Source organism: Ectothiorhodospira haloalkaliphila ATCC 51935 (assembly GCF_000633935.1).
Classification (GTDB): domain Bacteria; phylum Pseudomonadota; class Gammaproteobacteria; order Ectothiorhodospirales; family Ectothiorhodospiraceae; genus Ectothiorhodospira; species Ectothiorhodospira haloalkaliphila.
The window spans coordinates 1638436-1660287 of sequence record NZ_KK214998.1; the positions used below are offsets into that span (position 1 = coordinate 1638436).

Consider the following 21852-nt stretch of genomic DNA (forward strand, 5'->3'; position numbering starts at 1 on the left):
CTACTGCACTTCCTCCAGCCGCCAGGCGCTGGCGACGCCGGCCAGGGTGACCAGGGAGAGCACCAGGATGGCGGCGGCGGTGCCGGCGAGTTGGGCCACCATGCCGAACAGGCCACCCACCAGGAGCAGGGCGCCGATCAGGGTATTGCTCACGGCGGTGTAGGCGGCGCGGGTCTGCTCGGTGGCCATGTCCACCAGATAGGTCTTGCGGCCCAGGCGGATGCCAGCATGGGCAATGCCCATGATGAACAGATAAACGGCAAAGGCCCAGTGGGTGGCGGCCCAGTCCACCCCCAGGGTGACCAGGGCGAAGACCAGCAGGCCCAGAAGCCCCGCCATGGCCCCGGAAAGCATGAGCACCTGGCGGCTGGATCGATCCGAGAAGCGCCCCCAGAACGGGGCGCTGAGGGCGCCGGCCAGGCCGGTGGCGATGATCAGGATGCCCAGGCCGGAGATGTCACCGGAGCCTTCCTGCTGGGCCAGGATCACGTAGAAGGGCAGGGCCAGGGCGGTGGTCATGAGCAGGGCCCGGGTGATCACGAAATGCCGGAAGGGTCGGTCCGTGCGCATCAGGCTCAGGGAACGCAGGCCCTCGCTGACGGCGTTGCCACCGCCCTCGGTGGCGCCGGGGGCCTCCTTGAGTGCGGCAAAGACCAGGGCGGCCAGCAGCCAGAGTCCGCCGGCGATCATGAGCAGGGCGACGAAGAAGCCGATGCCGGCGTCTTCGCTGGCCTGGAAGGTCAGCCAGACCCCCACGGCCAGGGTGACGGCACCGGCCATGGCCGCTGCATAGCCCATCAGGGTGCCGCGGCGGCGTTTGGCGATGGTCTTGCCGAGCACGTCCTTGGAGGCCACGGAGTTCACGCCCCGGGACAGGGCGAACAGGGTCAGCAGCCCGATGATGGCCCAGCCGGCGGCGGCTCCGGTGAGTGTGAGGGCCACCACGGCCATGAGCATGACCGCCACCCCCTGACCCACGCTGCCCCACACCCAGAACCATTTGCGCACCGACGCTCGGCGGATGTAGGCGGCCACGAACAACTGCGGCAGCAGGGAGCCGGATTCACGGATGGGCACCAGGAATCCGGCCAGTGCCGCCGGGGCGCCCAGGGCGGCCATGAGCCAGGCCAGCACCAGGCGAGCACTGGCCAGTTCATCGCCGATCTTGGAGGCGGTGTTGGAGACCAGATGGACGAAGAAATTCGCCGGCTGCACCCGGCAGGCGGCGTCGGGGATGTCCTTGCAGACCCGGGCGTCCTCGTCTCCGGTGAGGGTTTCGTAGAGTTCCACCACGGGGCGCGAAGGCTGCTGGAAAGGGGGTTGTGCTGACATGGGCAGGATCCTTCAGCGGGCGCGCCACGCCCATGGAGGCTGGCGGCCCTGGATTCGATGGTCCATGGATGGCGCGCGGGGTCAGCCCCGGCTGCGGTTCAGGGGGTTTCCCGGGTCCACCTCGTCACGGAAGGGGCGTTTGCGATCAATATGGGTGTATTGATAGACGTTGCCAATCCAGTTGTTGATCACCGCCTCGGCCGTGTCGTGCCAGGTGTTGTCCAGTTGTTCGATGATGAGCTGCTCGGGAAACTCCGGGGGTACTTCGTTGCGGGCCAGGGCCAGGTTCAACTGTTCACGATGCTCTTCCAGGATCGCCTGACTCTTGAGGCTGAAATAATTCTGCACCACGGGTGGATAATCGGGACGCTCCCCCGCCGCATAGCGCTTGACCTCCCGCTTGTACTCCTTGAGCAGGCTGATGAGGTCGTACTCCGGGTGCCCCTGGAAGAAGACGATACGAAATTCGTCCTCGCTCACCGCCAGATGCACGCCGGCTTCCTCGCTCTCTGCCAGTACCTTGAGTCCGGCGGCCTCGAACTGCTCGCGGGAAACATGGTTGAAGCGGGAGTGGGGCACATCGAAGCGGGTATTCACGCCCGCCACCAGCGGATGAGTGCGATCCACCACACGATGGGAATACACACCCCAGCGCTTGAACCCCAGCGGGCTGCGGGTCTGGCCATAACGGAACTGCATCACCGCATGGGTGGCCAGGCAGGAGCACAGGGTGGAGGTCACGTTCTCGTGGGCCCAGTCAATCACCTGGATCAAGGGCTTCCAGAAGGGCTCCAGTGATAGATCCGGCTGAGTGACATTGGCGCCGGTGATGATCAGGGCGTCCAGGCCCTGCTCCTGGATCTGCTCCCAGGGCTCGTAATAGCGCTCCACGTGTTCGCGGCCCTTGGGGCCGCGCTCCAGGGCATCCAGGGTGAAGGGGTGCAGATAGAACTGGGCGATCTGGTTGCTCTCGCCCACAAGCCGGAAAAATTGGCGTTCGGTGGCCGCCAGGGCGGCATCGGGCATCATGTTCAGCAGCCCGATGTGCATGGCCCGGATGTCCTGGCGCAGGGCGTAGGCACCGGCCAGCACCGTCTGGCCTTCTTGCTGAAGGCGGGAAAACGTGGGCAGTTCGGAGTTGGCGACAAGCGGCATGGTGAGGGTCCCGGTTCGGGGTTCAGAAAGTCTGTCTTTCCAGAGCCTTTTCGATCAACGCGTTGAACTGGTCTTCGCTATGTACCTGTGCCAGTTCATCCGTGGTGATGGTATAGCCGTACTGGTCCGCCAGGGCCTCGTAGCGGGGCAGGCGGTCGCGGAACAGGCGCGGGAACATCCAGCGCACGAATTGATCCGGGTCGATCTGGGCCACGTAACGCAGGTTGTTTTCCCTGAGATAGACCTCCAGCTCCCGGTCCAGGAAGTCCTCCCGGTAATACAGCGGCTTGGGGCTTTCCTCGGCCCGCTGAATCAGCTCTCGCTCGTCCCGGTCCGTGGCCTTGATGTAAATGATGAGGGAGTGCTCGGCCAGCAGTTCCATGACGCCCGGGTCGTCCAGTTCGCACACGCTGCCACCGGCGTCATTCACCACATGGTCGAATCCATAGATCTCGTGAGCCTTGCGGATGAAGTCCGGTACGTCCCGCATGGCGTTCACTTCGCCGTCGTGGTGCAGGCGCTGGCGTCGCTTGAACTCCTTCAGCGACAGGCCGCCCTTCTCCGGGTCGCCCAGCTTGCCCAGAAAGCTGGACACCGGCTGGAGGTTGTCCACCGACAGGTTGTTGACGATGCTGATGGAATCCGAGCGCAGCAGGTCCCGCAGGAATTCGATGTGCATCACCTGGCGCTTGATGTTATCCAGGATGGGTTCATCCAGATAGCGGGTACCGATGCGGTAATCGCCGGAATAGTGGAACCAATGGGCGCGTCGCAGCAGGTGAGACAGGCGCGTCTTGCCCACGCCGGACATGCCCAGCAGGGTGATGGATTTGTTGCGCCAGTGCCGGTACTCGGAGGCCAGGAGTTTCAAGGCGTGCTCATCAGGTGATGGGTGAGTGATCCCCCATTTTACTGATGTTTGGGCCGTGGGTGTCACCCGGCTCCTCGGTTGGACGTTTGAGACTCGTGGCTTCCGGGTACAATGCGGGTCCGCCCAAACCCTGCCGGAACCTCCATGCCTTTGCTGGTCATGCGCAATATCCAACTCAGTTATGGTCATCACCCGTTGCTGGACGGAGTGGATCTGACCATCGAGCCCGGGGAGCGCCTCTGCCTGGTGGGCCGCAACGGCGCGGGCAAATCCACCCTGATGCGCATGCTCAAGGGTGAAATACAGGCTGACGACGGCGAAATCGTGCGCAGTGATGGCCTCAAGGTGGCCATGCTGGAGCAGGCGGTCCCGAAGGGGGTTGAAGGCAGCGTTTACGATGTGGTTGCCGACGGCCTTGGGGCCCTGGGGGATACGGTGCGCCGTTATCATGGCCTGATTCGCGCCATGGAAACCGGTGCCGACGAGGCCCAGCTCAAGGCCCTGGAACAGTGCCAGCACGAACTGGAGGCCGGCGATGGCTGGATGCTGGAGCAGCGGGTGGAGATGGTGCTGTCGCGCCTGGGGCTGGAGGCGGACGCGCCGTTCCATGGACTGTCGGGTGGTCTGAAGCGTCGTGTGCTGCTGGCCCGGGCCCTGGTCACGGGGCCGGATCTGCTGTTGCTGGACGAGCCTACCAACCACCTGGACGTGGCTGCCATCGAATGGTTGGAAGAGTTTCTGCTGGGGTTCGAGGGCACCCTGCTGTTCATCACCCACGACCGGGCCTTCCTGCGGCGACTGGCCACCCGCATCATCGAGCTGGATCGTGGCCGGCTCACCAGCTGGCCCGGCGACTACGACACCTATCTCACCCGCAAGGCGGAGGCCCTGGAGGCAGAAGAGCGGCAGAATGCCTTGTTCGACAAGAAGCTCGCCCAGGAAGAGGTCTGGATCCGCCAGGGCATCAAGGCCCGGCGCACCCGTAACGAGGGGCGGGTGCGGGCCCTCAAGGCCCTGCGGGCGGAACGCAGCGAGCGGCGCGAGCGTCAGGGTACGGCGCGCCTCCAGACCCGCTCGGCGGCGCCATCCGGGCGCATCGTGGCAGAGGCGGAGAACGTCAGCTTCAGCTTTGACGGCAAGCCAGTGATCCGGGACTTTTCCGCGCTGGTCATGCGCGGCGACAAGGTGGGCATCCTCGGCCCCAACGGTGCGGGCAAGACCACCCTGCTCAAGCTGCTTCTGGGGCAGTTGGAGCCCCAGTCCGGTCACATCCGTCTGGGGACCAACCTGGAGGTGGCCTACTTCGATCAGCATCGGGCCGCGCTGGACGAAGAGGCCAGCGTGATGGACAACGTGGGCGAGGGTCGCGACCGACTCACCCTGGGGGATGAAAGCCGTCATGTGCTGTCCTATCTGCAGGATTTTCTCTTCGAGCCGGCCCGTGCCCGTCAGCCGGTGAAGGCCCTCTCGGGGGGCGAGCGCAACCGCCTGCTACTGGCCAAGCTGTTCACCCGCCCTGCCAACGTGCTGGTGCTGGACGAACCCACCAACGATCTGGATGCGGACACCCTGGAGATGCTGGAGGCGCGTGTGGTGGAGTTTCCCGGTACCGTGCTGGTGGTGAGCCACGACCGTGACTTCCTGGACAACGTGGCCACCAGTGTCATCGCCTTCGAGGGAGAGGGCTGTTTCCGGGAGTACGTGGGGGGCTACTCAGACTGGTTGCGGCAGCGGCCCAAGGCGAAGGCGCCTTCCGCCACGTCAGTCGCCGCGCCCGCCGCTCAGGCCCCCAAGGCGAAGCCAGCACCGAAATCCGCCAAGCTCGGTTACAAGGATCAGCGGGAACTGGATGCCCTGCCCAAGCGCATTGAGGCCCTGGAGGCTGAACTGGCGGATATTCAGCAGACCCTGGGCGACCCGGATTTCTATCAGCGACCCAAGGAAGAGATCGCCGCCGTCCAGGCCCGCATGGAGTCACTGGAAACCGAGTTGGCTCAGGCCTATGAGCGCTGGGAGACGCTGGAATCGGGTGGCTGAGGCTCTCCGATGATGAAAGCGACGTTTCGAGCCCCTCTCCCCGGGGGGGTGAGGGGTAAGGATCGGCACAGTGCCTGCCTCACCCCCCTCATCCCCTGACCTTCTCCCCCTCGGGGGAGAATGTCTATGTGGCTTTTACGTGAGGGGCCAGGGGTTCTTCCGGGGAAAAACGCAGGGTTTCGCCGCATTTGCGGCAATAGTAAATGCGCTCCCCGGCCTGCGCCGTTCTATGCCGTCGGGTACCCAGGGCGTAGACGTTGCAACTGCAGCGATAAGGGAACTTGCGGGTGCGCCGGGTGGGCACCCCGGACAGATCCGATGAATGGGTCACCCGGGGCTCGAAACCGAGCCTCAACATGACCTCCCGCCACTCCGGCCCGTGGGGCCGTCGCCGGTCCGCCCCCAGACCAAAGCGTCGGTAAATGATGCTGTGGGCCACCTCATGAGCCACGGTCTCGGGAAAGTGATTGGCCCAGTCCTGGGCAAAGATGTGCGGGTTGAACCGCAGCGATTCCTCCCCGCAGACCACACGCCACTGACCTGCTGCACGCCCACGCAGGTTCAGAGCCACAGGCGGCGGTGGGCTGGTGATGTCGTACCAATGGGCGGCCCGCATGAACAGGTCATGGGCCGTTTGTCGGATGGCCTGTTGGCGGGCATCATCAAGGGGCATCGCAGGCGTCGGGATCCGGGAAAGGGCAATTGAGGCGAGGGGCAAGGATAGCCCCTTTGCACGCGTTGCACCAATCCAGCGGGGGGCGTTCTACTTTTGCTTTGCGAAGCGCTAGAATGTCAGTTTTATCGACACAAACCAAAACCCCCAAGGGTTGGTTCCATGGCACCCGATGTGGGTGACGCAGCAATGTATCGCCACTTTATCTGCCCCTGGAACCGGCACTCATCAAGGGTATCCAATTATAAAATCATCATTGGCGTGTGAGAAAAATGACCGAGTCGCTTGAAACCATGACTTCTGAAGAATTGTACGAGCTGGCCCGCCAGCGCCGGGAGGACGAGCGCCGTCAAGTGGAGGAGGAGCGACGGGAGCGTCTCGCCCGGTTGCAGGCACAACGCAGTGAGGTGGTGGCCCGTCAAAAGGCTGAACTGGCAGCCCTGGATAAACAGATCAAGCAATTGGGGGCGGATACGGCCAAAGGCCGTGGCCGTGGTTCGAGTACCTCCAATCTCAGCCAGCATGTGGTGGACATCATCAGCGAGCGTGGCCAGATGAGCACCAGGGAACTCAAGGGCGAACTGGAATCCCGGGGCTTTGAAGCGCGCAATGTCAGTCAGACCCTGGCCTACCTCAAGCGCAATGGACGGGTGGTGAGCACGGCTCGAGGTGTCTACGCGGCTGCCTGATGAAGGCTTTGACCGCAAATATTATGGTACAACGGAAATGCGCCCAATATCCTGATCCTGAAGGGGAAAATTCGTTGGGCCCGCGTCCGGGCGGCCTTGAATACAGTGCTTCGGGTTATACCGGTATGGCGTGTGGGGCGGGAAGCGGATAGACTGGGCCCATGTAGCGGTTTGAGTTGTCCGTTCGACGTCGGCACCGGCCCGCTGCATGGAGCTGTACTCACCTGAAAGAAAAGATTGAGGTTAGGATCAATGTCTACCGGTACTGTAAAGTGGTTTAATGAAACGAAGGGCTTTGGGTTTATCGCCCCCGCAGATGGCGGTGCCGACGTGTTCGTGCATTACTCAGCGATCTCCGCTGATGGCTTCAAGACCCTGGCGGAAGGTCAGAAGGTCAACTACCAGGTTCAGCAGGGCCCCAAGGGTCTGCAGGCCGTTAACGTGACCGTTGAAGGCTAAACAAGCCGGAATTCGATCATGAAAAAACCCCGCCGGTGATGACTCGCCGGCGGGGTTTTTTTTGGGGCCTTACTTGGTTTCGGGCCGCTTCAAACGGGCTGAGGATCAGTGATCGTTGGCCCCTTCATCGGTGTGTGCGTGACCGTGCTCCAGTTCTTCGGGAGAGGCCTCGCGCACTTCACGTACCGTGACATCAAAGTTCAAGGTGGTGCCAGCCAGAGGATGGTTGGCATCGATGGTGACATCATCACCATCAATGGCCACAACCGTCACCACCTGCACGCCACCGTTCTGGTTACCGGCGTGGAACTGCATGCCCACTTCCAGTTCGTCAACGCCCTGAAACTGACTGCGATTCAGGGTCTGGATCATCTGCTCATCCCGTTCCCCGTAGGCCTGTGCCGGCTCTACGCGAACATTGAGTTCGTCACCCTGCTTTTTGCCCTCAAGGGCTGTTTCCAGCCCAGGAATGATATTGCCCGCCCCGTGAAGGTAGGCCAGAGGCCCACGATCGGAGGAGTGATCGATCACCCGGCCTTCGTCGTCGGTAAGCTTGTAATCAATGCTTACCACCTTGTTGCTGCCGATCTGCATGCGGCCGTTCCTCCAACTTCTTTCATGAATGAGACCCCAGTCTAACGTGCATGCGGGGGCGACTTCATCTTTCCGGGTTCTCGCCATGGGTTAGCGTGAGCTGGTGACCTCGTACGGAAAGGCCAGTCTCCCCTCGTAGCCAGGTCGACAGTTCCCGTCCTGCGAGGCGGGCACGCCAGCCCTGCAGGAGCGAGCAGTCCGGGTCACCGGATACCAGGGCCTCCAGGTCACGGCGGGTGGCGATGGCGGCGGGGCTGATGTCGTTTTTCAGCGCCAGATGGCGCAGCAGGCCCATGGCCACGTCCACCAGGGCCTCCTGGTCGGCCTCCAGGCGTGTACGTGGGGGCAGGGTGGGGCAGTCAGCCGAGGGGCATTGGGCACCCTCGCGAATCAGTTCCAGCAGGGTGTCGCCGTGGCGGCGCGCGGTCTGCTCGGCCAGGCCCCGCACCCGTTCGAGGGTCTTGAGGTCGCGGGGCTTGCGGCGGGCCAGGTCCAGGATCACCTCGTCCTGGAGCAGCCAGCGGCGCGGGCGGTCCAGGCGCATGGCTTCCTGTTCGCGCCAGCGGGCCAGGTTGCGGGCCACGGCCAGAGCCTGTTCGCCGCGCAGGGTGTTGATGCCCTTCAGGCGCCGCCAGATGGTCTCCGGGTCGGGCTGGTAGGTGCGCGGATCCTGCATGCGCTGAAAATCGTCTTCCAGCCAGGCGAGCCGACCGTTGTCTTCCAGGGCCTGACGCATCAGCGGATAGGCTCGGGCCAGATAATGCACGTCGTCAGCGGCATAACGCAGCTGAATGGTCTCCAGGGGGCGCTGGGCCCAGTCGGTACGCGACTGCCCCTTCTCCAGCTCCACTCCCAGCACCAGCTGGATCAGCTTGCCATAGCCGACCTGATCCCCATGGCCCAACAGGGAGGCAGCCACCTGGGTGTCAAAGATGGGCCCGGGCACGCGGCCTTGTTGATGAAAAAAGATCTCCAGATCCTGGCTCGCTGCGTGCAACACCTTGGTGATATTCGGGTCGAACAGCAGGTGCGTGAGCGGCGAGAGATCCTCAAGATTGAGCGGATCGATGCAGGCGACTTCCTCGGGGGTGGCCACCTGAATCAGGCACAGCTGAGGGTAATAGGTCTTCTCCCGGATGAATTCCGTATCCAGGGCGAACCAATCCACCCCCTTGAGGCGCTCACAGAAGGCCTTCAGGGCCTCGGGCTGGTCGATGAACGGGACTGTTTCCATGTTCAACGCCCCCTGCCGCGTGCGTGTGTGGCGATGGTGAAAAGGTCACCGAAGGCGGGGGATACAGGGTCCATCAGGGGCTCCATGGTGTTTTTTGCGGTAAGGGTTTTGGGCGATACTGGCCACGGGTCAGTATAACCCTCCACCCGGGTTCACCGATCAATCCAGTGCAGGAAAGCCTCCATGCGATTTCGTTTGCATCATCTTCTGTCTGCCGTGGCCCTCGGCGTGCTCATGTGCCTTCCTGCGCACGCCGAGGGCCATGAGTGGCTGGCGCCGCACCTGCGGGATCATCCCCTGGTGGGACAGATCTGGTCTCCTGACGACCAGCGTCAGATCTCCCGGGAGGGGCTGGACGAGAGGCTGATGGCGGCGGAGATCCTGCTTCTGGGGGAAGTGCATGGCAACCCGGATCATCACGCCTGGCAACTGAAGTTGATCCAGACCCTGGCGGCGGCGGACAGGGCCCCGGCGCTGGCCATGGAGATTTTTGATCTGGAGCACCAGTCCCGGCTGGACACCCTGCGCGCCCAGGGCGAGACAAACGCCGATGCCCTGGCTGACGCCGCCGGGGTGGAGGCCCGCCACTGGCCCTGGGATGAATATCGCCCGCTGGTGCAGTGGGCGCTGGATCAGGACCAGCCGCTGGTGGCTGCCAATCTCTCCAGCGAGGAGGCCATGCAGGTGGCCCGGGATGGGCTGCGCGAGCACATGGACGAGGCCGAACGCCAGCGCCTGGGCCTGAGCGAGCCCCTGCCGGGTCCGGTGGGTCGCCGCTTGATCGAGCATATCGTCGACGCCCATTGCGGTTATCTTCCGGCGGCACGCACCGGTGGCATGGTGGATGCCCAGCGGGCCCGGGATGCCCACATGGCCGACCGGCTGCTGGACACGGCCGATCGGCCCGTCGTGCTCATCGCCGGCAGCGGTCATGTGCGTCGCGACTATGGGGTGCCCCGGTATCTGCAGACCCGGGAGGCCCAGGGCACGGTCCTGAGCCTGGCCTTTGTGGAGGTGCGCGAAGGGGATGAGTCCATCGAGGATTACACCACCGCCATGGAAGGGGTGTACGACGTGATCCTGTTCACCCCGCGCCAGCGGATCACAGACCCTTGTGATGACTTCCGGGAGCAACTGGAGGGGATGCGCAAGCAGTCCTCGTGACCTGCACCGCACGCACTGATGCGGCGCCACCCGCTGAACAGCGAGCGGTGGGCCTCACCCGGGACCAAAGTCCGCATGCAGCCAATGCCGGAACGCATCCATCCCGGCCGCCTGCCCAGGCTTTGGCGGGATGAGACCGGGCACAAAGCCCCGCTCACGAAAAGGTTGCAGCAGCGCGGGGTCCCGGCTGATGAGGTGGACGGGCACGGCGGGAGAGGCGTCCTCGCCGATGATCAACGGTGCCGCCTGATGGTCTCCCAGCAGGATCAGCAGGGTGTCGTCTTCAAGGAACTGCAGCGCCCAGTCCAGGGAGACATGCAGCGAATAATCCACCGAACGGGCAAAGTAATCGCGGACCCGTTCCATGTCCTGCCAGAGCGTCTCGGGGCTTGGGCCGGCCTCCCCCCAGGGCGCGAAGATGCGCCCATCTCCTACCTGTTCCCAGTCCTCGATCAGGGGCAGAATCGGGGTCCAGGGGGCATGGCTGCTGACCAGGGCCACCTGGGCGAACAGCGGTGCGCTCACCTGCGCCCGCAAGGCATTGAAGCGATGCAGGGTGAACTGGTCGGGCATGGTCACCCAATTCAGCGGCGGGCCGGCATAGTCCAGGTCGGCGGCGGCGAAGATGTGATCAAAGCCGTAGGCGCGACCCTCGGGCCATGGCATGGTAATGGCTGGCATGACCGTCATGGTTTCGTGGCCGGTGGCCTTGAAATCATCCACCAGCGTTGGCAGCCCCAGTTCCAGCATGAGGCGATACCACAATGCGTTGTCGATCCACACGCCGCTCAGCATCGAGGCATGCGCCAGCCACGACTGCCCACCCAGGATGGGCGCGTCCAGGCGCCCGGTGACCGCATGCAGCCCCGCCGCTTCCAGACGAGGGGCCATGGCTTCAAGCCGCGGCAGCACAGGGCCGGAGAACCGCGGATCGTCGGTCAACGAGACTCCGTAGGATTCCACGAAAACCAGATAGACATCGCGCCCGGCCAGGCCGGGCAGGGCCCGGGCCGGTCTGGCCCCGTCCACCACGGCGGTCTCGAACTGACGACGGGCATGGTGGGTCTCCCGGATCTGTCGGGACTGGAACGCCAGGGTATCCACCACCGGGGTGCGGGCTACGGGTACGACACGCTCGCCGGCCACCTCCAGCGCCGTGAGCACGGCGGCCAGGGTGCCGATAACCAGGGCGGGCACGGCCGCACTCCCCCCCAGCGGCACGGGCCGCAGCCCCCGGAAGACCAAGGCCAGGATCCCCAGGAGCAGCAGCGCCGTCACCACCAGGATCATGACCGCCAGCACCTGACCGAGATTGCCCACCAGCAGGTGATGGACCGAAACCAGGGCCGGCAGGTCGAAGTACAGGTTCAGCGATCGGCCCAGTATCTGATGGGTCGCCGCATCCCCCAGGCCCGCCGCCACGGCCAGCACCAGCAGCAAGGCCACCCCGGCGCGGGCGGCGTGGGGCGTCCAGTGGGCGGTCAGCCAGGCGAACAGAACCGGCAGCCACCAGGCCTCCAGGGCGATCCAGCGGCCGCCCACGTCCCCGAAGCGCAACCACAGCGGCAGCACCAGCATGATGTTGAGCAGCACTGCGGCCAGCAGCAGGGGCCAGCCGGCGATGGGGTCTGGGCGGGGTGTGACGGGCATGGGCAGCGCAACATCGGAGTTCGGGGGCTGGCGCTCATTATGCTGACCTTGTGCCTGGCCTGGCCAGCCGCCCGGGCCGACCTCCTGGATACCCTGGGCGAACGGGCCCAGCGACTGGCCGACTCACCCTGGCAGGCACCCCCCACCCTGGAGGCATCGGCCCTGAAGGCGCTGGACTACGATGCCCACCGGCAGATCCGTTTTCGCCCGGAACGGGCCCTGTGGCGGGAGGTGTCGGACTTTCAGGTGCAGTTCCTGCACGCGGGCTTCCTGTTCGCCCAGCCGTTGCGGGTGTACGAGTGGGTGGATGGACAACGCCGGCCCATCCACTTTCACCCGGACCTGTTCCGCTATGACGACGACGCAGCGCAGCTGGACCCGGAGCAGCGCGCCGCTGGCGGGCTCTCCGGGCTGCGCCTGCACTATCCCCTGAACCGGGAAGATGTCCGGGACGAGTTCCTGGTCTTCCAGGGGGCCTCCTACTTTCGCCTGGTGGGGCGCGGACAACGCTACGGCCTGTCCGCCCGCGGGCTGGCGGTGGATACCACCCGCCTGGGCTCGGAGGAGTTTCCGGCATTCACCGAGTTGCACCTGCAGCGGCCGGAGCCGGAGGATCGGCACGTCAACCTGTACGCCCTGCTGGAGGGTCCGTCGGTGACCGGCGCCTATGCCTTCCGGGTGCACACCACGGAGCCGGTCACGGTGGACGTTCAGGCCCGCCTGTTTGCTCGTCACGACCTTACGGGGCTGGGGATCGCGCCGCTGACCAGCATGTACACCCATGGGGATCTTGCCGACCCCATCACCGCGGATTTCCGTCCCCGGGTGCATGATTCGGAAGGCTTGCTGGTGCATACCCGGGCCGGGGAGTGGATCTGGCGCCCGTTGAGCCGTCCTGAGACGCCGCAGATCTCCGCCTTTCTGGATGCCGGCCCCTCGGCCTTCGGGCTGATGCAGCGAACCCGGGGATTTGCCGCCTACCTGGACCAGGAGGCCCGTTATGATCTGCGGCCCGGCCTCTGGGTGGAACCCGCGGAAGGGGACTGGGGCGCCGGCCGCGTGGTCCTGCTGGAGCTGCCCACGCCCGATGAGACCCACGACAATATCGTCGCCTTCTGGGCGCCGGATAAGCCCATGGCGGCCGGCGAGTCCCGTGAATTCAGCTACCGGCTGACACCCCTCTGGCAGCGACCCTCGGCCCATGAACTGGCCCGGGTGGTGCGTACCCGTGCCGGCGCCGCCGGGGTGCCGGGGCAGGGCGACCCCGTGCCCCTGGACCAGCGGCGTTTCGTGGTGGACTTCCAGGGTGGCCCCTTGAGTCGGCTGGACGGCTCGTTGCCTGTGCGCGCCCATCTGGACCTGCACCAGGGCCAGCCGGTGGAACCGCCCCAGGTCACGCCCTTGCCGGATGGCGGTTGGCGGGCCACCTTCGTGGTGGCCGCCAGCCCCGAGTCGCCCGCCGACATGCGTCTGCAGCTGAGGCTGCATGATCAGCTGCTCACCGAGACCTGGCAGTACCTGTGGCGGGGGCCGGAAGATGCCTGAGGCGTCCGTCCTGCGTCGCCGCCGTCGCCTGTTCGGTCTGCTGGTCCTGGGCACCGGGGGGCTGGGAACGCTGGCCATGCACCAGGTGCTGGTGGCCACCGGGGCGGGGCTGCTGCAGGTGCCGCTGCTGGTGCTGTTCGCCATCCTGTTCACCTGGATTGCCCTGGCCTTCTGGAACGCAATGGTCGGGGCGTTGCTGCTGCACCGGCGCCTGGACCCCCTCACACTGAAGCCCCGCGCACCCGCCCCCATCCTGCGTGCCCCGCACCGTACCGCGCTGATCATGCCCATCCGTCACGAGGATGCCGGGTTCGTGGGGGCCGGTCTGGCCGCCACGCTGGAGGACCTGGCGGCCAGTGGCGATCCCGATGGGTTCGAGGCCTTCGTGCTCAGTGACTCCAGCGATCCCGTTGTGCTGCACGACGAGGCCCGCATGGTGGTGGCGCTGCAGCGCCGCTTTGAAGGCAGGATTCCGGTGCATTACCGTCACGGGCGGGAGCCCGGGGGGCGCAAGGCGGGCAATATCGCGGAATTCTGCCGCCGCTGGGGCGGGCGCTACGAGGCCCTGGTGGTGCTGGATGCGGACAGCCGCATGAGTGGCCACACCCTGCGCCGCCTGGTGGCGGACCTGCAGGCCGACCCGCAGACCGGGCTGATCCAGACCGTGCCCCGGCCCATGGGGGCCGAGACCCTCCTGGCCCGGGTACAGGCCCTTGCGGCGCAGTTGCATGGGCCCCTGCTGGCCGCCGGCCAGGCCTTCTGGCAGGCGGATACCGCCAACTACTGGGGCCACAATGCCATCCTGCGCACCCGGGCCTTTGCCGATTGCTGCGGTCTGCCCCGCCTGCCCGGTGCCGCGCCCTGGGGCGGTGACATCCTCAGCCATGATTTCGTCGAGGCGGCCTTGCTGCGTCGGGGCGGCTGGCACGTGCGCCTGGACACCGGCGCCGATGGCAGCCTTGAACAGGTGCCGGCCAACCTGTCGGACTACCTGCGCCGGGAACGGCGCTGGGCCCAGGGCAACCTGCAGCATCTGCGTCTGCTGGGTGTGCCGGGGCTGCATCCCCTCAGTCGGCTGCATTTCCTGCTGGGGGCACTGGGGTTCGTCTATGCGCCCCTGTGGGCGGCCATGCTGATGCTGGGGTTCGTCAGTCTGGCCACCGCCACGGAGGCGGGGTCCGCCGCCCTGACACCCGGGGCTATCCCGGAGACGGCCCTGTGGTTGCTGGGCGCGACCCTTGTCCTGCTGCTTGGTCCCAAGGTGGTCGGCCTGGCGTTAGTCCGCGACCGGCGCCACTCCTTCGGTGGCACGCTGCCATGGCTGGGGGGCGGGCTGCTGGAGATGCTGTCGGCGGTGCTGCTGGCCCCGGTGCTGATGGTCTTTCACACACTGTTCATCCTGCAGATCCTCGCCGGCAGACCGGTGTCCTGGGAGGCACCCTGTCGTGCCGGGCGCTTGCTGGGCTGGCGTCGCTGCCTGCGCCTGGGGCTGCCTCCGGCATTGCTGGGCCTGTGCTGGCTGGTGCTGTGTCTGCTCATCCTGCCGGCCCTGGCCCTGTGGAGTGCGCCGGTATGGCTGGGTCTGATGCTGGCGCCGGTCCTGTTCCGCCTCAGCGGGCGGCGCGCGCCCTCCGGGCTGCTGGTCACGCCGCCGGCGGAGGCGGTGGCCCGATCCCCCGCGGGGGAGGCGGTGGAACGACCGCCATCATCGGATCGCCCGTGTCCGCCACCGCCCGAGTCGCCGCTGGCGATGCCGGCCCGGATGCTCATCGGTCCGCCATGAGCACAGGGCGCGGGCAATGGCTGGAGCGGGGTGCCGCGGGCCTGGGGCTGGCCCGGTCCCTGGTGATCTACTGGCGCCCGGGGCGGCAGCCGGGGTTGCGTCGCCTGTATGGGCCGTTCGTACGCCCCGGGGATCTGGTCTTTGATGTGGGGGCCCATGTGGGCGACCGCACCCTGGCCTTCGCCGCCCTGGGGGCCCGGGTGGTGGCGGTGGAACCTCAACCCCTGCCACTGGCCTGGTTACGGTGGCTCACCCGGGGCCAGCCGGGCATCCACCTGGAAGCCGTGGCCCTGGACGACCGTCCCGGCTCGGCACGGCTGGCCATCAGCCGCCTGCATCCCACGGTGTCCACCCTGGCCCGGGAGTGGCGCCAGGCACTGCCGGAGCGACATCCGGGCTTTCGACGGGTACGCTGGGAGGATGGCATCATGGTCCCCGTCACCACGCTGGATGATCTCATCGCCCGCCATGGCGTGCCGGCCTTCTGCAAGATCGACGTGGAGGGGCATGAGGCCCGGGTGCTGGCGGGCCTGTCACAACCTCTGCCGGCTCTGTCCGTCGAGTTCATCCAGGGCGCCCTGTCACAGGCCGAGGCGTGCATCGATCGCCTGGAAACCCTGGCGGCTTACGAGTACAACGTGGTGGCCGGCGAGCAGCGGCGCTTTCTCTGGCCCCGGTGGCGGCCGGCGACGGCACTGCCCTCATGGCTGCAAGCCGGCGCCGCCGGCATCGCCTCAGGAGACCTCTATGCACGTTGGCCAAGACCGCTGGCAGGATCTGACCGCACCTGAGCTGGCGTCGCGGATGGGCCCGGAAACGGTCGCTGTCATGGTGCTGGGCGCCGTGGAACAGCACGGCCCCCACCTGCCCCTGTCCACCGACCTGGATATCGGGCTGGGTCTGCTCACCGAGGCCCGCCGGCATTTGCCCGCGGACTTTCCCCTGCTGGTGATGCCTCCCCTGGCGTTGGGCAGCAGCGAGGAACATGGCGGGTTTCCCGGCACCCTGAGCCTGCCGCCGCAAACTGCGGTGGCGGTGCTCGAGGCCCTGGGCGAGGGGGTGTCCCGGGCGGGCGGTCGACGTCTGGTGTGGCTGAATGCCCATGGCGGCAATACCGCCATCATGGATCAGGCGGCCCTGGCACTGCGCCGTCGCCATGGGCTGCTGGTGATCAAGGCCACCTATACCCGTCTGGGCCAGCCTCCGGGCATCGATGCCGATGAATGGCGTCATGGCCTGCACGGGGGTGCCCTGGAAACGGCCCTGATGCGCCATCTGGCCCCGGAGCGGGTGCGCGAGGACCAGGTACGGGACTTCCCGGGCCGGGGCCAGTACCTGGTGGCGTCCGGCCACCGGTGGCTGGGGCCGGAGGGGGCCGGTGCCTTCGCCTGGCTTGCCGAGGATCTGCACCCTGATGGGGTCACGGGCGACGCCGCTGCAGGCACCGCCGAACTGGGGGCGCGCATCCTGGGATTTTACGGCGAGCGCCTGGCGCAACTGCTGCAGGAGGCCGCCAGCCTGCCATGGGACGCCCGGCCCGCCCCGGGCCCGAGGGACTGAACAATGGAGCATCAGATGGCATCGCTGGAGACACCCGAGTTGGCCTGGTCGCTGATCCTGCAGGTGCGTGACCATGACTGGAGCCGGCAGCCCCGCGGCCTCTGGCACCTCCCCGGCGGGGAGCTGAAGATCACCGCTGGCGGGCACTGGCGCAGTCATGCCCTGATCGAACCGGAGGTGGCCCGGATGCTGGACTGCCTTCTCCCCCTGGCGGCCCACGACCGGCCCTGGGTCGTGGGCCAGCTGGGTCAGAGTCTGGATGGGCGCATCGCCACCCACACCGGAGCCTCGTATTACATCAGCGGCTGGGAGGCGCGGGTGCATCTGCACCGTCTGCGGGCCCTGGCGGATGCCGTGCTCGTGGGCGCCGGCACCGCCGCCACCGACCGGCCGCAACTGACGGTGCGCCATGCGCCCGGGACCAGCCCGGCCCGTGTGGTGCTGGATCCGCGTGGGCGCGTGCCCCATGAGGGCCCCCTGTTCGAGGCGGCTGCGGATGCCGCGACGCCGCCCACCCTGTTGCTGCTGGGAAATGATGTGGGCCCGATGCCGGATCTGCCTGCCCATGTGCGCTGCCTGCACCTGGAAACGGACGAGGCCACGGGGCGCATCTGTCCCCAGCAGGTGCTGAACTGCCTGGCCCAGGCGGGCTATCGGCGGGTGCTGGTGGAAGGCGGCGGCGTGACCGTGTCACGGTTTCTTGAGGCGGGGTTGCTGGACCGGCTGCATCTGCTGGTGGCGCCCATGGTGATCGGCTCCGGACGGCCGGGGCTGTCGCTGCCGCCCATCGACACCCTGGATCAGGCGCTGAGGCCCCGGGTGCGTCGCTTCACCTGTGGCGAGGACACCCTGTTCGACGTGGATCTCAGGGGCTGATCCCGGGGCGGGCGAAGACATCCCGGTGGCCCACCCACAAGCCCAGATGGCCCTCCCGCAGCGCCTCGCTCCGGGCCCCGTGCCAGGCAATGATGCGCGCCCGCTCCCCGGGGGCCTGCGCCAGCAGGGCGCCCCGCCAGCCGTCCAGCGTGGCCACCCCCAGGGTGCGAGCCTCCTCGCTGCCCGCCGGCAGACACCAGGGGCTGGGGCGCTGGTGCACCCGGTAACCCCGGGCCTGCAGGCGCCGGACAAGACAGGACGGGGCCTCAGGTCCCAGGGCCGCCCCCAGGCCCTTGTTGCGCCGCTGATGGGCGTGGAACAGGGCTGTTGCCCAGGCATCCTCGGCATCGTCCTGTCGCCGGCCCTTGGCATCCAGAAAGCCCCGCGAGCCGTCCACCGATAGCGTCAGCAGCAGGGCAGTGCCCCCATGCGCGCAGGCATCCACCAGCTGTGACAGCCACCTGGCCGACACCAGATCCAGCAGGGCGGAAGCGGTGACCAGCTGCGTGCCTGCCAGATCCGCAGCCGAAAGATCGGCCAGATCCGCCGTGCGCACCTGTCGCATCACGTTGCCCCCATGGGCATCATGGGGCGGCGCATCCGCCAGGGCTGCCGCCAGCAGATCCGGATCCTGGTCCCAGAGCGTCCAGTGCTGTGGTCCGGGTAGCCGGGGTGCCAGGTGGCGCAGGTTGTTGCCGGAGCCGGCCCCCAGGTCCAGGATGGGATGGGGCGCCTCGCAGCGATGTTTCAGCCAGGCCGCGGCGGCCCGGGTCAGGCGCGGGTGTCGGGCGCGGCTGTCGGCAGCGGCACGCAGGGCCAGCCAGTCGCCGGCAAAGCCCGCATCCCCGAGGCGGGGCGGCATGTCCAGTGCCACGGCAACCCGTCGGGCCGTTTCCGACCATTCGGGCAGGCGCCCCCGGGCGACCCGCGCCCCGGCGATCAGACGGGCCCGCAGCGAGGCATCCGTGAGCCAGCGCCGCAGGGCATCGGCCAGGGCCGGGGCGTCATCGGGCGGCACCGCCAGTCCGGCTCCGGGGGGCAGGGTGTCCTCCAGGGCGCCGCCGGTGGTGGTGATGACCGGCAGGCCCCGGGCCAGTGACTCGGTCACCACCATGCCATAGCCCTCGTAGCGGGAGGGCAACACGAATACCGAGGCCGCGTCGAAGGCCGCGGCCAGTCTTTCGGCGCCAAGCTCACCGTGCAGGGTGACCCGCCCCCCGAGGCCCAGGGCACGACACTGTCGGCGCAAGCCATCCGTCCACGGGGGATCACGATCCGTGGAGCCCACCCAGTGGCAGTGCCAGGGCAGGTCCGTCAGATGATTCAGGGCCTCCAGCAGCACATCATGACCCTTGCGGGGGGCCAGGTGGGCCACGCAGAGCAGTTGCGGGATGGCCTGCTCCCCAAGGGTCGCATTATCCCGGGCGATGGCGCACAAGGGGGCCGGCGCCACCCCTGGTGGTGCCACGTGGATCGATGCCGGCGGCAGGCCCAGTGCCTCCAGGCGCCGGGCGGTGAAATCGCTGGTGACGATGATCCGGCTCACCCGTTCCAGGGCACGGGTTTCCAGCTCCAGCAACTGATCACGCCGGGCGGGCGCCAGGCCACTTTCATCCCCCAGCGGATGATGCACCAGGGCGGTCAGGTCCAGGCGGTCCGCGTGGGTGTCGATCACCCCGGGAAAGGCGCCCATGGCGAGACCATCCAGCAGGGCGCGGGAACCCGCTGGCAGGGCTGCCAGGGCCTGATCCAGCGACCGTCGGGCCGTTTCATCAGGGCCGGGGAAGGCGCCGTCGAGCCCCGTTGGTGTGACGGTCCAGCCCGCCGCTTCCAGCTCCCGGGCCAGATGCCGGTCGTACAGATAGCCGCCGGTGATCTGCCCGGGATCTCCCGGCACCAGCAGGGTGAGCCGATGATTCAAAGCGGGCCCTCGAAGCCTGCCTGAGCCACATGGGACTCATGCAGGGTCACCGCCAGGGCAGACAGACCCCGGGCCGAGGCCCCCAGACGTCCCTCGCGGATGGCCACCGCGAGTCGGTCGAAGATCACCCGGGCCATGAACTCGGTGGTGGTGTTCTGCCCCTGGAAGGCTTCCACCTCGTCCAGGTTGCGATAGTTGAACTCACCCAGGATCTGATGGAGCACCTCGCTCGCCCGCCCGATGTCCACCACCAGGTTCTCCTCATCCAGTGCCTTGCGCTTGAAGCAGGCATCCACCACGTAGGTGGCGCCGTGCAGGCGCTGGGCCGGTCCGAAGGTCTCGCCGCTGAAGCTGTGGGCGATCATCATGTGATCTCTTACGTTCACCATGTACACGGGGCTTCTCCTGGAATGTATTCAAGGGTTGGACATCGCGGCGGGATACCGAATCCGATGACAGAGCACCTGGCCTGCCCCCTCCACCAGCGAGGGCATCACACGAGGCAGGTCAGCAAAATCCGATTCGCCACTGATCAACCGGTCCAGCACCGGATCTCGCAGCAGATCCAGTGCCAGGGCCAGGCGGCGGCGATGATCCCAGCGGGTCGCGTGCGATGGCGGCAGTTGGCCCACCTGGCTGGAGCGCAGGGTGAGCCGTCGGGCATGGAAGGCCTCGCCCAGGGGCAGGGTGACCGGCGTGTCGCCATACCAGCTCATCTCCAGCACCAGGGCCTCGTGGCCCGCCAGCTCCAGGGCCCGCACCAGTCCGGCCGGCTGGCCGCTGACGTGGATCACCCGGTCCTGTTCCGAGGGGGCATGCTCCGGGAGGGCGAAGCTGGCCCCCAGGGCCTGGGCCAGTGGGGCCCGTTCGGCCTGCAGATCCACCAGGGTCACCCGCGTGCCCGGGATGCGTGCCGCCAGGTAGGCCAGCAGGGCACCCACCACCCCGGCGCCGATGACGCACACCCGATCCCCGGGGCTGATCCCTGCATCCCAGATGCCGTTGATGGCGGTTTCCATGTTGGCCGCCAGCACGGCCCGCCCCGGGGGCAGGTCCTCGGGCAGCGAGGTCACCGCCGTGGCAGGCACCTGATAAATATCCTGGTGGGGGTGCAGACAGAAGACCCTCTGGCCCTCCAGCTCGTCAGGGCCGGCCTCCACCCGGCCCACGCTGGCATAACCGTATTTCACCGGTCCGGGAAAGGCCCCCGCCTGAAAGGGGGCACGCATGCGCTCATGCTCCGAGGGCGGCACGCGCCCCTGAAACACCAGGGACTCGGTGCCCCGGCTGATGCCGCTGTAGAGTGCCATCACCCGCACCTGGCCGGCGGGCAGCGGCGGTATTGCCTCCCGGCGCAGCTCTCCCTGACCGGGGCCGGGTATCCAGAAGGCGGTGGCGGCGGCACTGTTGGTGGACATGGCGGAATCTTTCGGCGTCGGCGCCTGTCAGTGGCTTCAGGGGCAGCATAGGCCCGAACGGGCCGGGTGTCTTCCCCCGCATGGGCCTGCCGGCCCGCAGGCATCGGTCAGCATCAGGCATCGGGAGCGCGCGCGACGTGGATAAAGCGGCAGAGATATTGAAGGGCAGGGTGGCTGATCCAAAGTCGCCCCCCCGGCGCCTGCTCCCTGATTTGCTGGTGGCCCTGGGCCTGCTGCTGGCGGGCCTGGCGTGGCTGATGGGTGCGGGGCCGCTGTCCCTGATGGCCGCGACCGGGGCCATCCTGGCCTATACGCTGCTGGCCCTGCTGCTGCTGAGAGCCTGGTCGGCGCCCTCGGGCGGGTTCGGCTGGCCCAACCGGGTGACCCTGGTGCGCGCCCTCCCGGCCTGTGTGCTGGCGGGCGCCCTGATGCAGCCGGAGCTGTACCGCGAGCACGGTACGCTGCTGGCCGGTCTGGCCGTGGCGGCCCTGTTGCTGGATGGCCTGGATGGCTGGCTGGCCCGACGGCTGGACGCCGCCACGGCCTTCGGCGCCCGCTTCGACATGGAACTGGACGCGGCCCTGATCCTGGTGCTGTGCCTGGGGCTGGCCCTGTCGGGCAAGGTGGGGGCGTGGGTCCTGGCCATCGGCCTGATGCGTTACGCCTTCGTGGCTGCCGGATATTGGGAGCCTCGACTGCAGCAGGCCCTGCCCGACAGCCATCGGCGCAAGGCCGTTTGTGTCTGGCAGGTGCTGGCCCTGCTGGCCTGCCTGCCTGGTTTTGTCAGCGGGTCTTTGGCCACCGGGCTGGCGGCCTCGGCGCTGCTGGCGTTGACGGTATCCTTTGGTCTGGATGTGCGCTGGCTGGTGCGAAGGGTACGGTGAGGTCAGG

General features: G+C 67.1%; 20 protein-coding genes. 10 read left to right on the forward strand and 10 right to left on the reverse strand.

Annotated features, from left to right (window positions below; genetic code table 11):
• From ECTHA_RS0115440 to ECTHA_RS0115450, 3 genes are all read right to left on the reverse strand, one after another.
• The gene (locus ECTHA_RS0115440) at positions 1 to 1332 is read right to left on the reverse strand and encodes an MFS transporter (RefSeq protein ID WP_025280454.1); all 1332 of its coding nucleotides are present in this window, start codon (positions 1330 to 1332) and stop codon (positions 1 to 3) included.
• A gap of 81 nt (positions 1333 to 1413) precedes the next feature.
• Entirely contained in the window at positions 1414 to 2487 is a 1074-nt protein-coding gene (gene metA, locus ECTHA_RS0115445; protein ID WP_025280455.1) for a homoserine O-succinyltransferase MetA, read from the reverse strand.
• Positions 2488 to 2509: 22 nt separating this feature from the next.
• Positions 2510 to 3358 carry an ATPase gene (locus tag ECTHA_RS0115450; RefSeq protein ID WP_025280456.1) on the reverse strand — a complete coding sequence of 283 codons (849 nt, stop codon included), beginning with the start codon at positions 3356 to 3358 and terminating at the stop codon, positions 2510 to 2512.
• A gap of 144 nt (positions 3359 to 3502) precedes the next feature.
• Between ECTHA_RS0115450 and uup the strand changes: the two genes are divergently transcribed.
• The gene (gene uup, locus ECTHA_RS0115455; protein ID WP_025280457.1) at positions 3503 to 5395 is read left to right on the forward strand and encodes an ATP-binding cassette ATPase Uup; all 1893 of its coding nucleotides are present in this window, start codon (positions 3503 to 3505) and stop codon (positions 5393 to 5395) included.
• 124 nt (positions 5396 to 5519) lie between these two features.
• Here the strand turns inward: uup and ECTHA_RS18610 are convergent, their stop codons facing one another.
• Positions 5520 to 6068: a SprT family zinc-dependent metalloprotease gene (locus tag ECTHA_RS18610; protein ID WP_025280458.1), complete on the reverse strand. Its 549-nt coding sequence runs from the start codon at positions 6066 to 6068 to the stop codon at positions 5520 to 5522.
• Between the two features lie 293 nt (positions 6069 to 6361).
• Between ECTHA_RS18610 and ECTHA_RS0115465 the strand changes: the two genes are divergently transcribed.
• Together ECTHA_RS0115465 and cspE are read left to right on the forward strand one after the other, a co-directional pair.
• Positions 6362 to 6757: a hypothetical protein gene (locus tag ECTHA_RS0115465; protein WP_238984805.1), complete on the forward strand. Its 396-nt coding sequence runs from the start codon at positions 6362 to 6364 to the stop codon at positions 6755 to 6757.
• 252 nt (positions 6758 to 7009) lie between these two features.
• Positions 7010 to 7216 (forward strand): transcription antiterminator/RNA stability regulator CspE, encoded by a 207-nt coding sequence (cspE, locus tag ECTHA_RS0115470; RefSeq protein WP_025280460.1) that lies wholly within the window; start codon positions 7010 to 7012, stop codon positions 7214 to 7216.
• Positions 7217 to 7321: 105 nt separating this feature from the next.
• Here cspE and ECTHA_RS0115475 read toward each other — a convergent pair whose 3' ends face one another.
• Complete coding sequence (locus ECTHA_RS0115475; protein WP_025280461.1) at positions 7322 to 7810, reverse strand: FKBP-type peptidyl-prolyl cis-trans isomerase; 489 nt, start codon at positions 7808 to 7810, stop codon at positions 7322 to 7324.
• Positions 7811 to 7874: 64 nt separating this feature from the next.
• Entirely contained in the window at positions 7875 to 9044 is a 1170-nt protein-coding gene (gene rnd / locus ECTHA_RS0115480) for a ribonuclease D (protein WP_025280462.1), read from the reverse strand.
• A 183-nt stretch (positions 9045 to 9227) separates the two neighbouring features.
• Between rnd and ECTHA_RS0115485 the strand changes: the two genes are divergently transcribed.
• Entirely contained in the window at positions 9228 to 10208 is a 981-nt protein-coding gene (locus tag ECTHA_RS0115485) for a ChaN family lipoprotein (protein ID WP_025280463.1), read from the forward strand.
• 54 nt (positions 10209 to 10262) lie between these two features.
• Here ECTHA_RS0115485 and ECTHA_RS0115490 read toward each other — a convergent pair whose 3' ends face one another.
• Entirely contained in the window at positions 10263 to 11858 is a 1596-nt protein-coding gene (locus tag ECTHA_RS0115490; protein ID WP_025280464.1) for a sulfatase-like hydrolase/transferase, read from the reverse strand.
• Positions 11859 to 11897: 39 nt separating this feature from the next.
• Between ECTHA_RS0115490 and ECTHA_RS18615 the strand changes: the two genes are divergently transcribed.
• Genes ECTHA_RS18615 through ECTHA_RS0115515 form a run of 5 tightly spaced genes read left to right on the forward strand, consistent with a single transcriptional unit; the run spans position 11898 to position 17622 of the window.
• Positions 11898 to 13403, forward strand: a complete 1506-nt coding sequence (locus tag ECTHA_RS18615) for an OpgD/OpgG family glucan biosynthesis protein (protein WP_051582667.1) — start codon at positions 11898 to 11900, stop codon at positions 13401 to 13403.
• Positions 13396 to 15186 carry a glucans biosynthesis glucosyltransferase MdoH gene (mdoH, locus tag ECTHA_RS18620; RefSeq protein ID WP_051582668.1) on the forward strand — a complete coding sequence of 597 codons (1791 nt, stop codon included), beginning with the start codon at positions 13396 to 13398 and terminating at the stop codon, positions 15184 to 15186. Before ECTHA_RS18615 ends, mdoH begins: the two co-directional genes overlap by 8 nt.
• Complete coding sequence (locus ECTHA_RS0115505) at positions 15183 to 15977, forward strand: FkbM family methyltransferase (protein ID WP_025280465.1); 795 nt, start codon at positions 15183 to 15185, stop codon at positions 15975 to 15977. The genes mdoH and ECTHA_RS0115505 overlap by 4 nt, the downstream gene beginning before the upstream one ends.
• Positions 15934 to 16746, forward strand: coding sequence for a creatininase family protein (locus ECTHA_RS18625; RefSeq protein WP_051582718.1), 813 nt, complete (start codon positions 15934 to 15936; stop codon positions 16744 to 16746). Before ECTHA_RS0115505 ends, ECTHA_RS18625 begins: the two co-directional genes overlap by 44 nt.
• Positions 16747 to 16761: 15 nt before the next feature.
• Complete coding sequence (locus ECTHA_RS0115515) at positions 16762 to 17622, forward strand: RibD family protein (RefSeq protein ID WP_029762194.1); 861 nt, start codon at positions 16762 to 16764, stop codon at positions 17620 to 17622.
• Here ECTHA_RS0115515 and ECTHA_RS0115520 read toward each other — a convergent pair.
• The 3 genes from ECTHA_RS0115520 to ECTHA_RS0115530 are packed head-to-tail and all read right to left on the reverse strand — an operon-like array spanning position 17612 to position 20961.
• Positions 17612 to 19543, reverse strand: a complete 1932-nt coding sequence (locus ECTHA_RS0115520; protein ID WP_025280467.1) for a glycosyltransferase family 4 protein — start codon at positions 19541 to 19543, stop codon at positions 17612 to 17614. The two genes, ECTHA_RS0115515 and ECTHA_RS0115520, sit on opposite strands and share 11 nt — an antisense overlap.
• Positions 19540 to 19938 carry a 6-pyruvoyl trahydropterin synthase family protein gene (locus ECTHA_RS0115525; RefSeq protein ID WP_025280468.1) on the reverse strand — a complete coding sequence of 133 codons (399 nt, stop codon included), beginning with the start codon at positions 19936 to 19938 and terminating at the stop codon, positions 19540 to 19542. The genes ECTHA_RS0115520 and ECTHA_RS0115525 overlap by 4 nt, the downstream gene beginning before the upstream one ends.
• A gap of 21 nt (positions 19939 to 19959) precedes the next feature.
• A complete protein-coding gene (locus tag ECTHA_RS0115530; RefSeq protein ID WP_025280469.1) occupies positions 19960 to 20961 on the reverse strand; it encodes a zinc-dependent alcohol dehydrogenase in 1002 nt (333 codons plus the stop codon).
• A gap of 170 nt (positions 20962 to 21131) precedes the next feature.
• On the opposite strand from ECTHA_RS0115530, the gene ECTHA_RS0115535 reads away from it, so the two are divergent.
• Positions 21132 to 21845: a CDP-alcohol phosphatidyltransferase family protein gene (locus ECTHA_RS0115535; protein WP_035369665.1), complete on the forward strand. Its 714-nt coding sequence runs from the start codon at positions 21132 to 21134 to the stop codon at positions 21843 to 21845.
• Positions 21846 to 21852 lie beyond the last annotated feature (7 nt).

Bases quoted from the DNA above. Each gene is read 5' to 3' on its own strand.
- ECTHA_RS0115440 (WP_025280454.1), bottom strand. From the start codon at position 1,332: ATGTCAGCACAACCCCCTTTCCAGCAGCCTTCGCGCCCCGTGGTGGAA.
- metA (WP_025280455.1), bottom strand. From the start codon at position 2,487: ATGCCGCTTGTCGCCAACTCCGAACTGCCCACGTTTTCCCGCCTTCAG.
- uup (WP_025280457.1), top strand. From the start codon at position 3,503: ATGCCTTTGCTGGTCATGCGCAATATCCAACTCAGTTATGGTCATCAC.
- ECTHA_RS18610 (WP_025280458.1), bottom strand. From the start codon at position 6,068: ATGCCCCTTGATGATGCCCGCCAACAGGCCATCCGACAAACGGCCCAT.
- ECTHA_RS0115465 (WP_238984805.1), top strand. From the start codon at position 6,362: ATGACTTCTGAAGAATTGTACGAGCTGGCCCGCCAGCGCCGGGAGGAC.
- cspE (WP_025280460.1), top strand. From the start codon at position 7,010: ATGTCTACCGGTACTGTAAAGTGGTTTAATGAAACGAAGGGCTTTGGG.
- ECTHA_RS0115475 (WP_025280461.1), bottom strand. From the start codon at position 7,810: ATGCAGATCGGCAGCAACAAGGTGGTAAGCATTGATTACAAGCTTACC.
- rnd (WP_025280462.1), bottom strand. From the start codon at position 9,044: ATGGAAACAGTCCCGTTCATCGACCAGCCCGAGGCCCTGAAGGCCTTC.
- ECTHA_RS0115485 (WP_025280463.1), top strand. From the start codon at position 9,228: ATGCGATTTCGTTTGCATCATCTTCTGTCTGCCGTGGCCCTCGGCGTG.
- ECTHA_RS0115490 (WP_025280464.1), bottom strand. From the start codon at position 11,858: ATGCCCGTCACACCCCGCCCAGACCCCATCGCCGGCTGGCCCCTGCTG.
- ECTHA_RS18615 (WP_051582667.1), top strand. From the start codon at position 11,898: ATGCTGACCTTGTGCCTGGCCTGGCCAGCCGCCCGGGCCGACCTCCTG.
- mdoH (WP_051582668.1), top strand. From the start codon at position 13,396: ATGCCTGAGGCGTCCGTCCTGCGTCGCCGCCGTCGCCTGTTCGGTCTG.
- ECTHA_RS0115505 (WP_025280465.1), top strand. From the start codon at position 15,183: ATGAGCACAGGGCGCGGGCAATGGCTGGAGCGGGGTGCCGCGGGCCTG.
- ECTHA_RS18625 (WP_051582718.1), top strand. From the start codon at position 15,934: ATGCACGTTGGCCAAGACCGCTGGCAGGATCTGACCGCACCTGAGCTG.
- ECTHA_RS0115515 (WP_029762194.1), top strand. From the start codon at position 16,762: ATGGCATCGCTGGAGACACCCGAGTTGGCCTGGTCGCTGATCCTGCAG.
- ECTHA_RS0115530 (WP_025280469.1), bottom strand. From the start codon at position 20,961: ATGTCCACCAACAGTGCCGCCGCCACCGCCTTCTGGATACCCGGCCCC.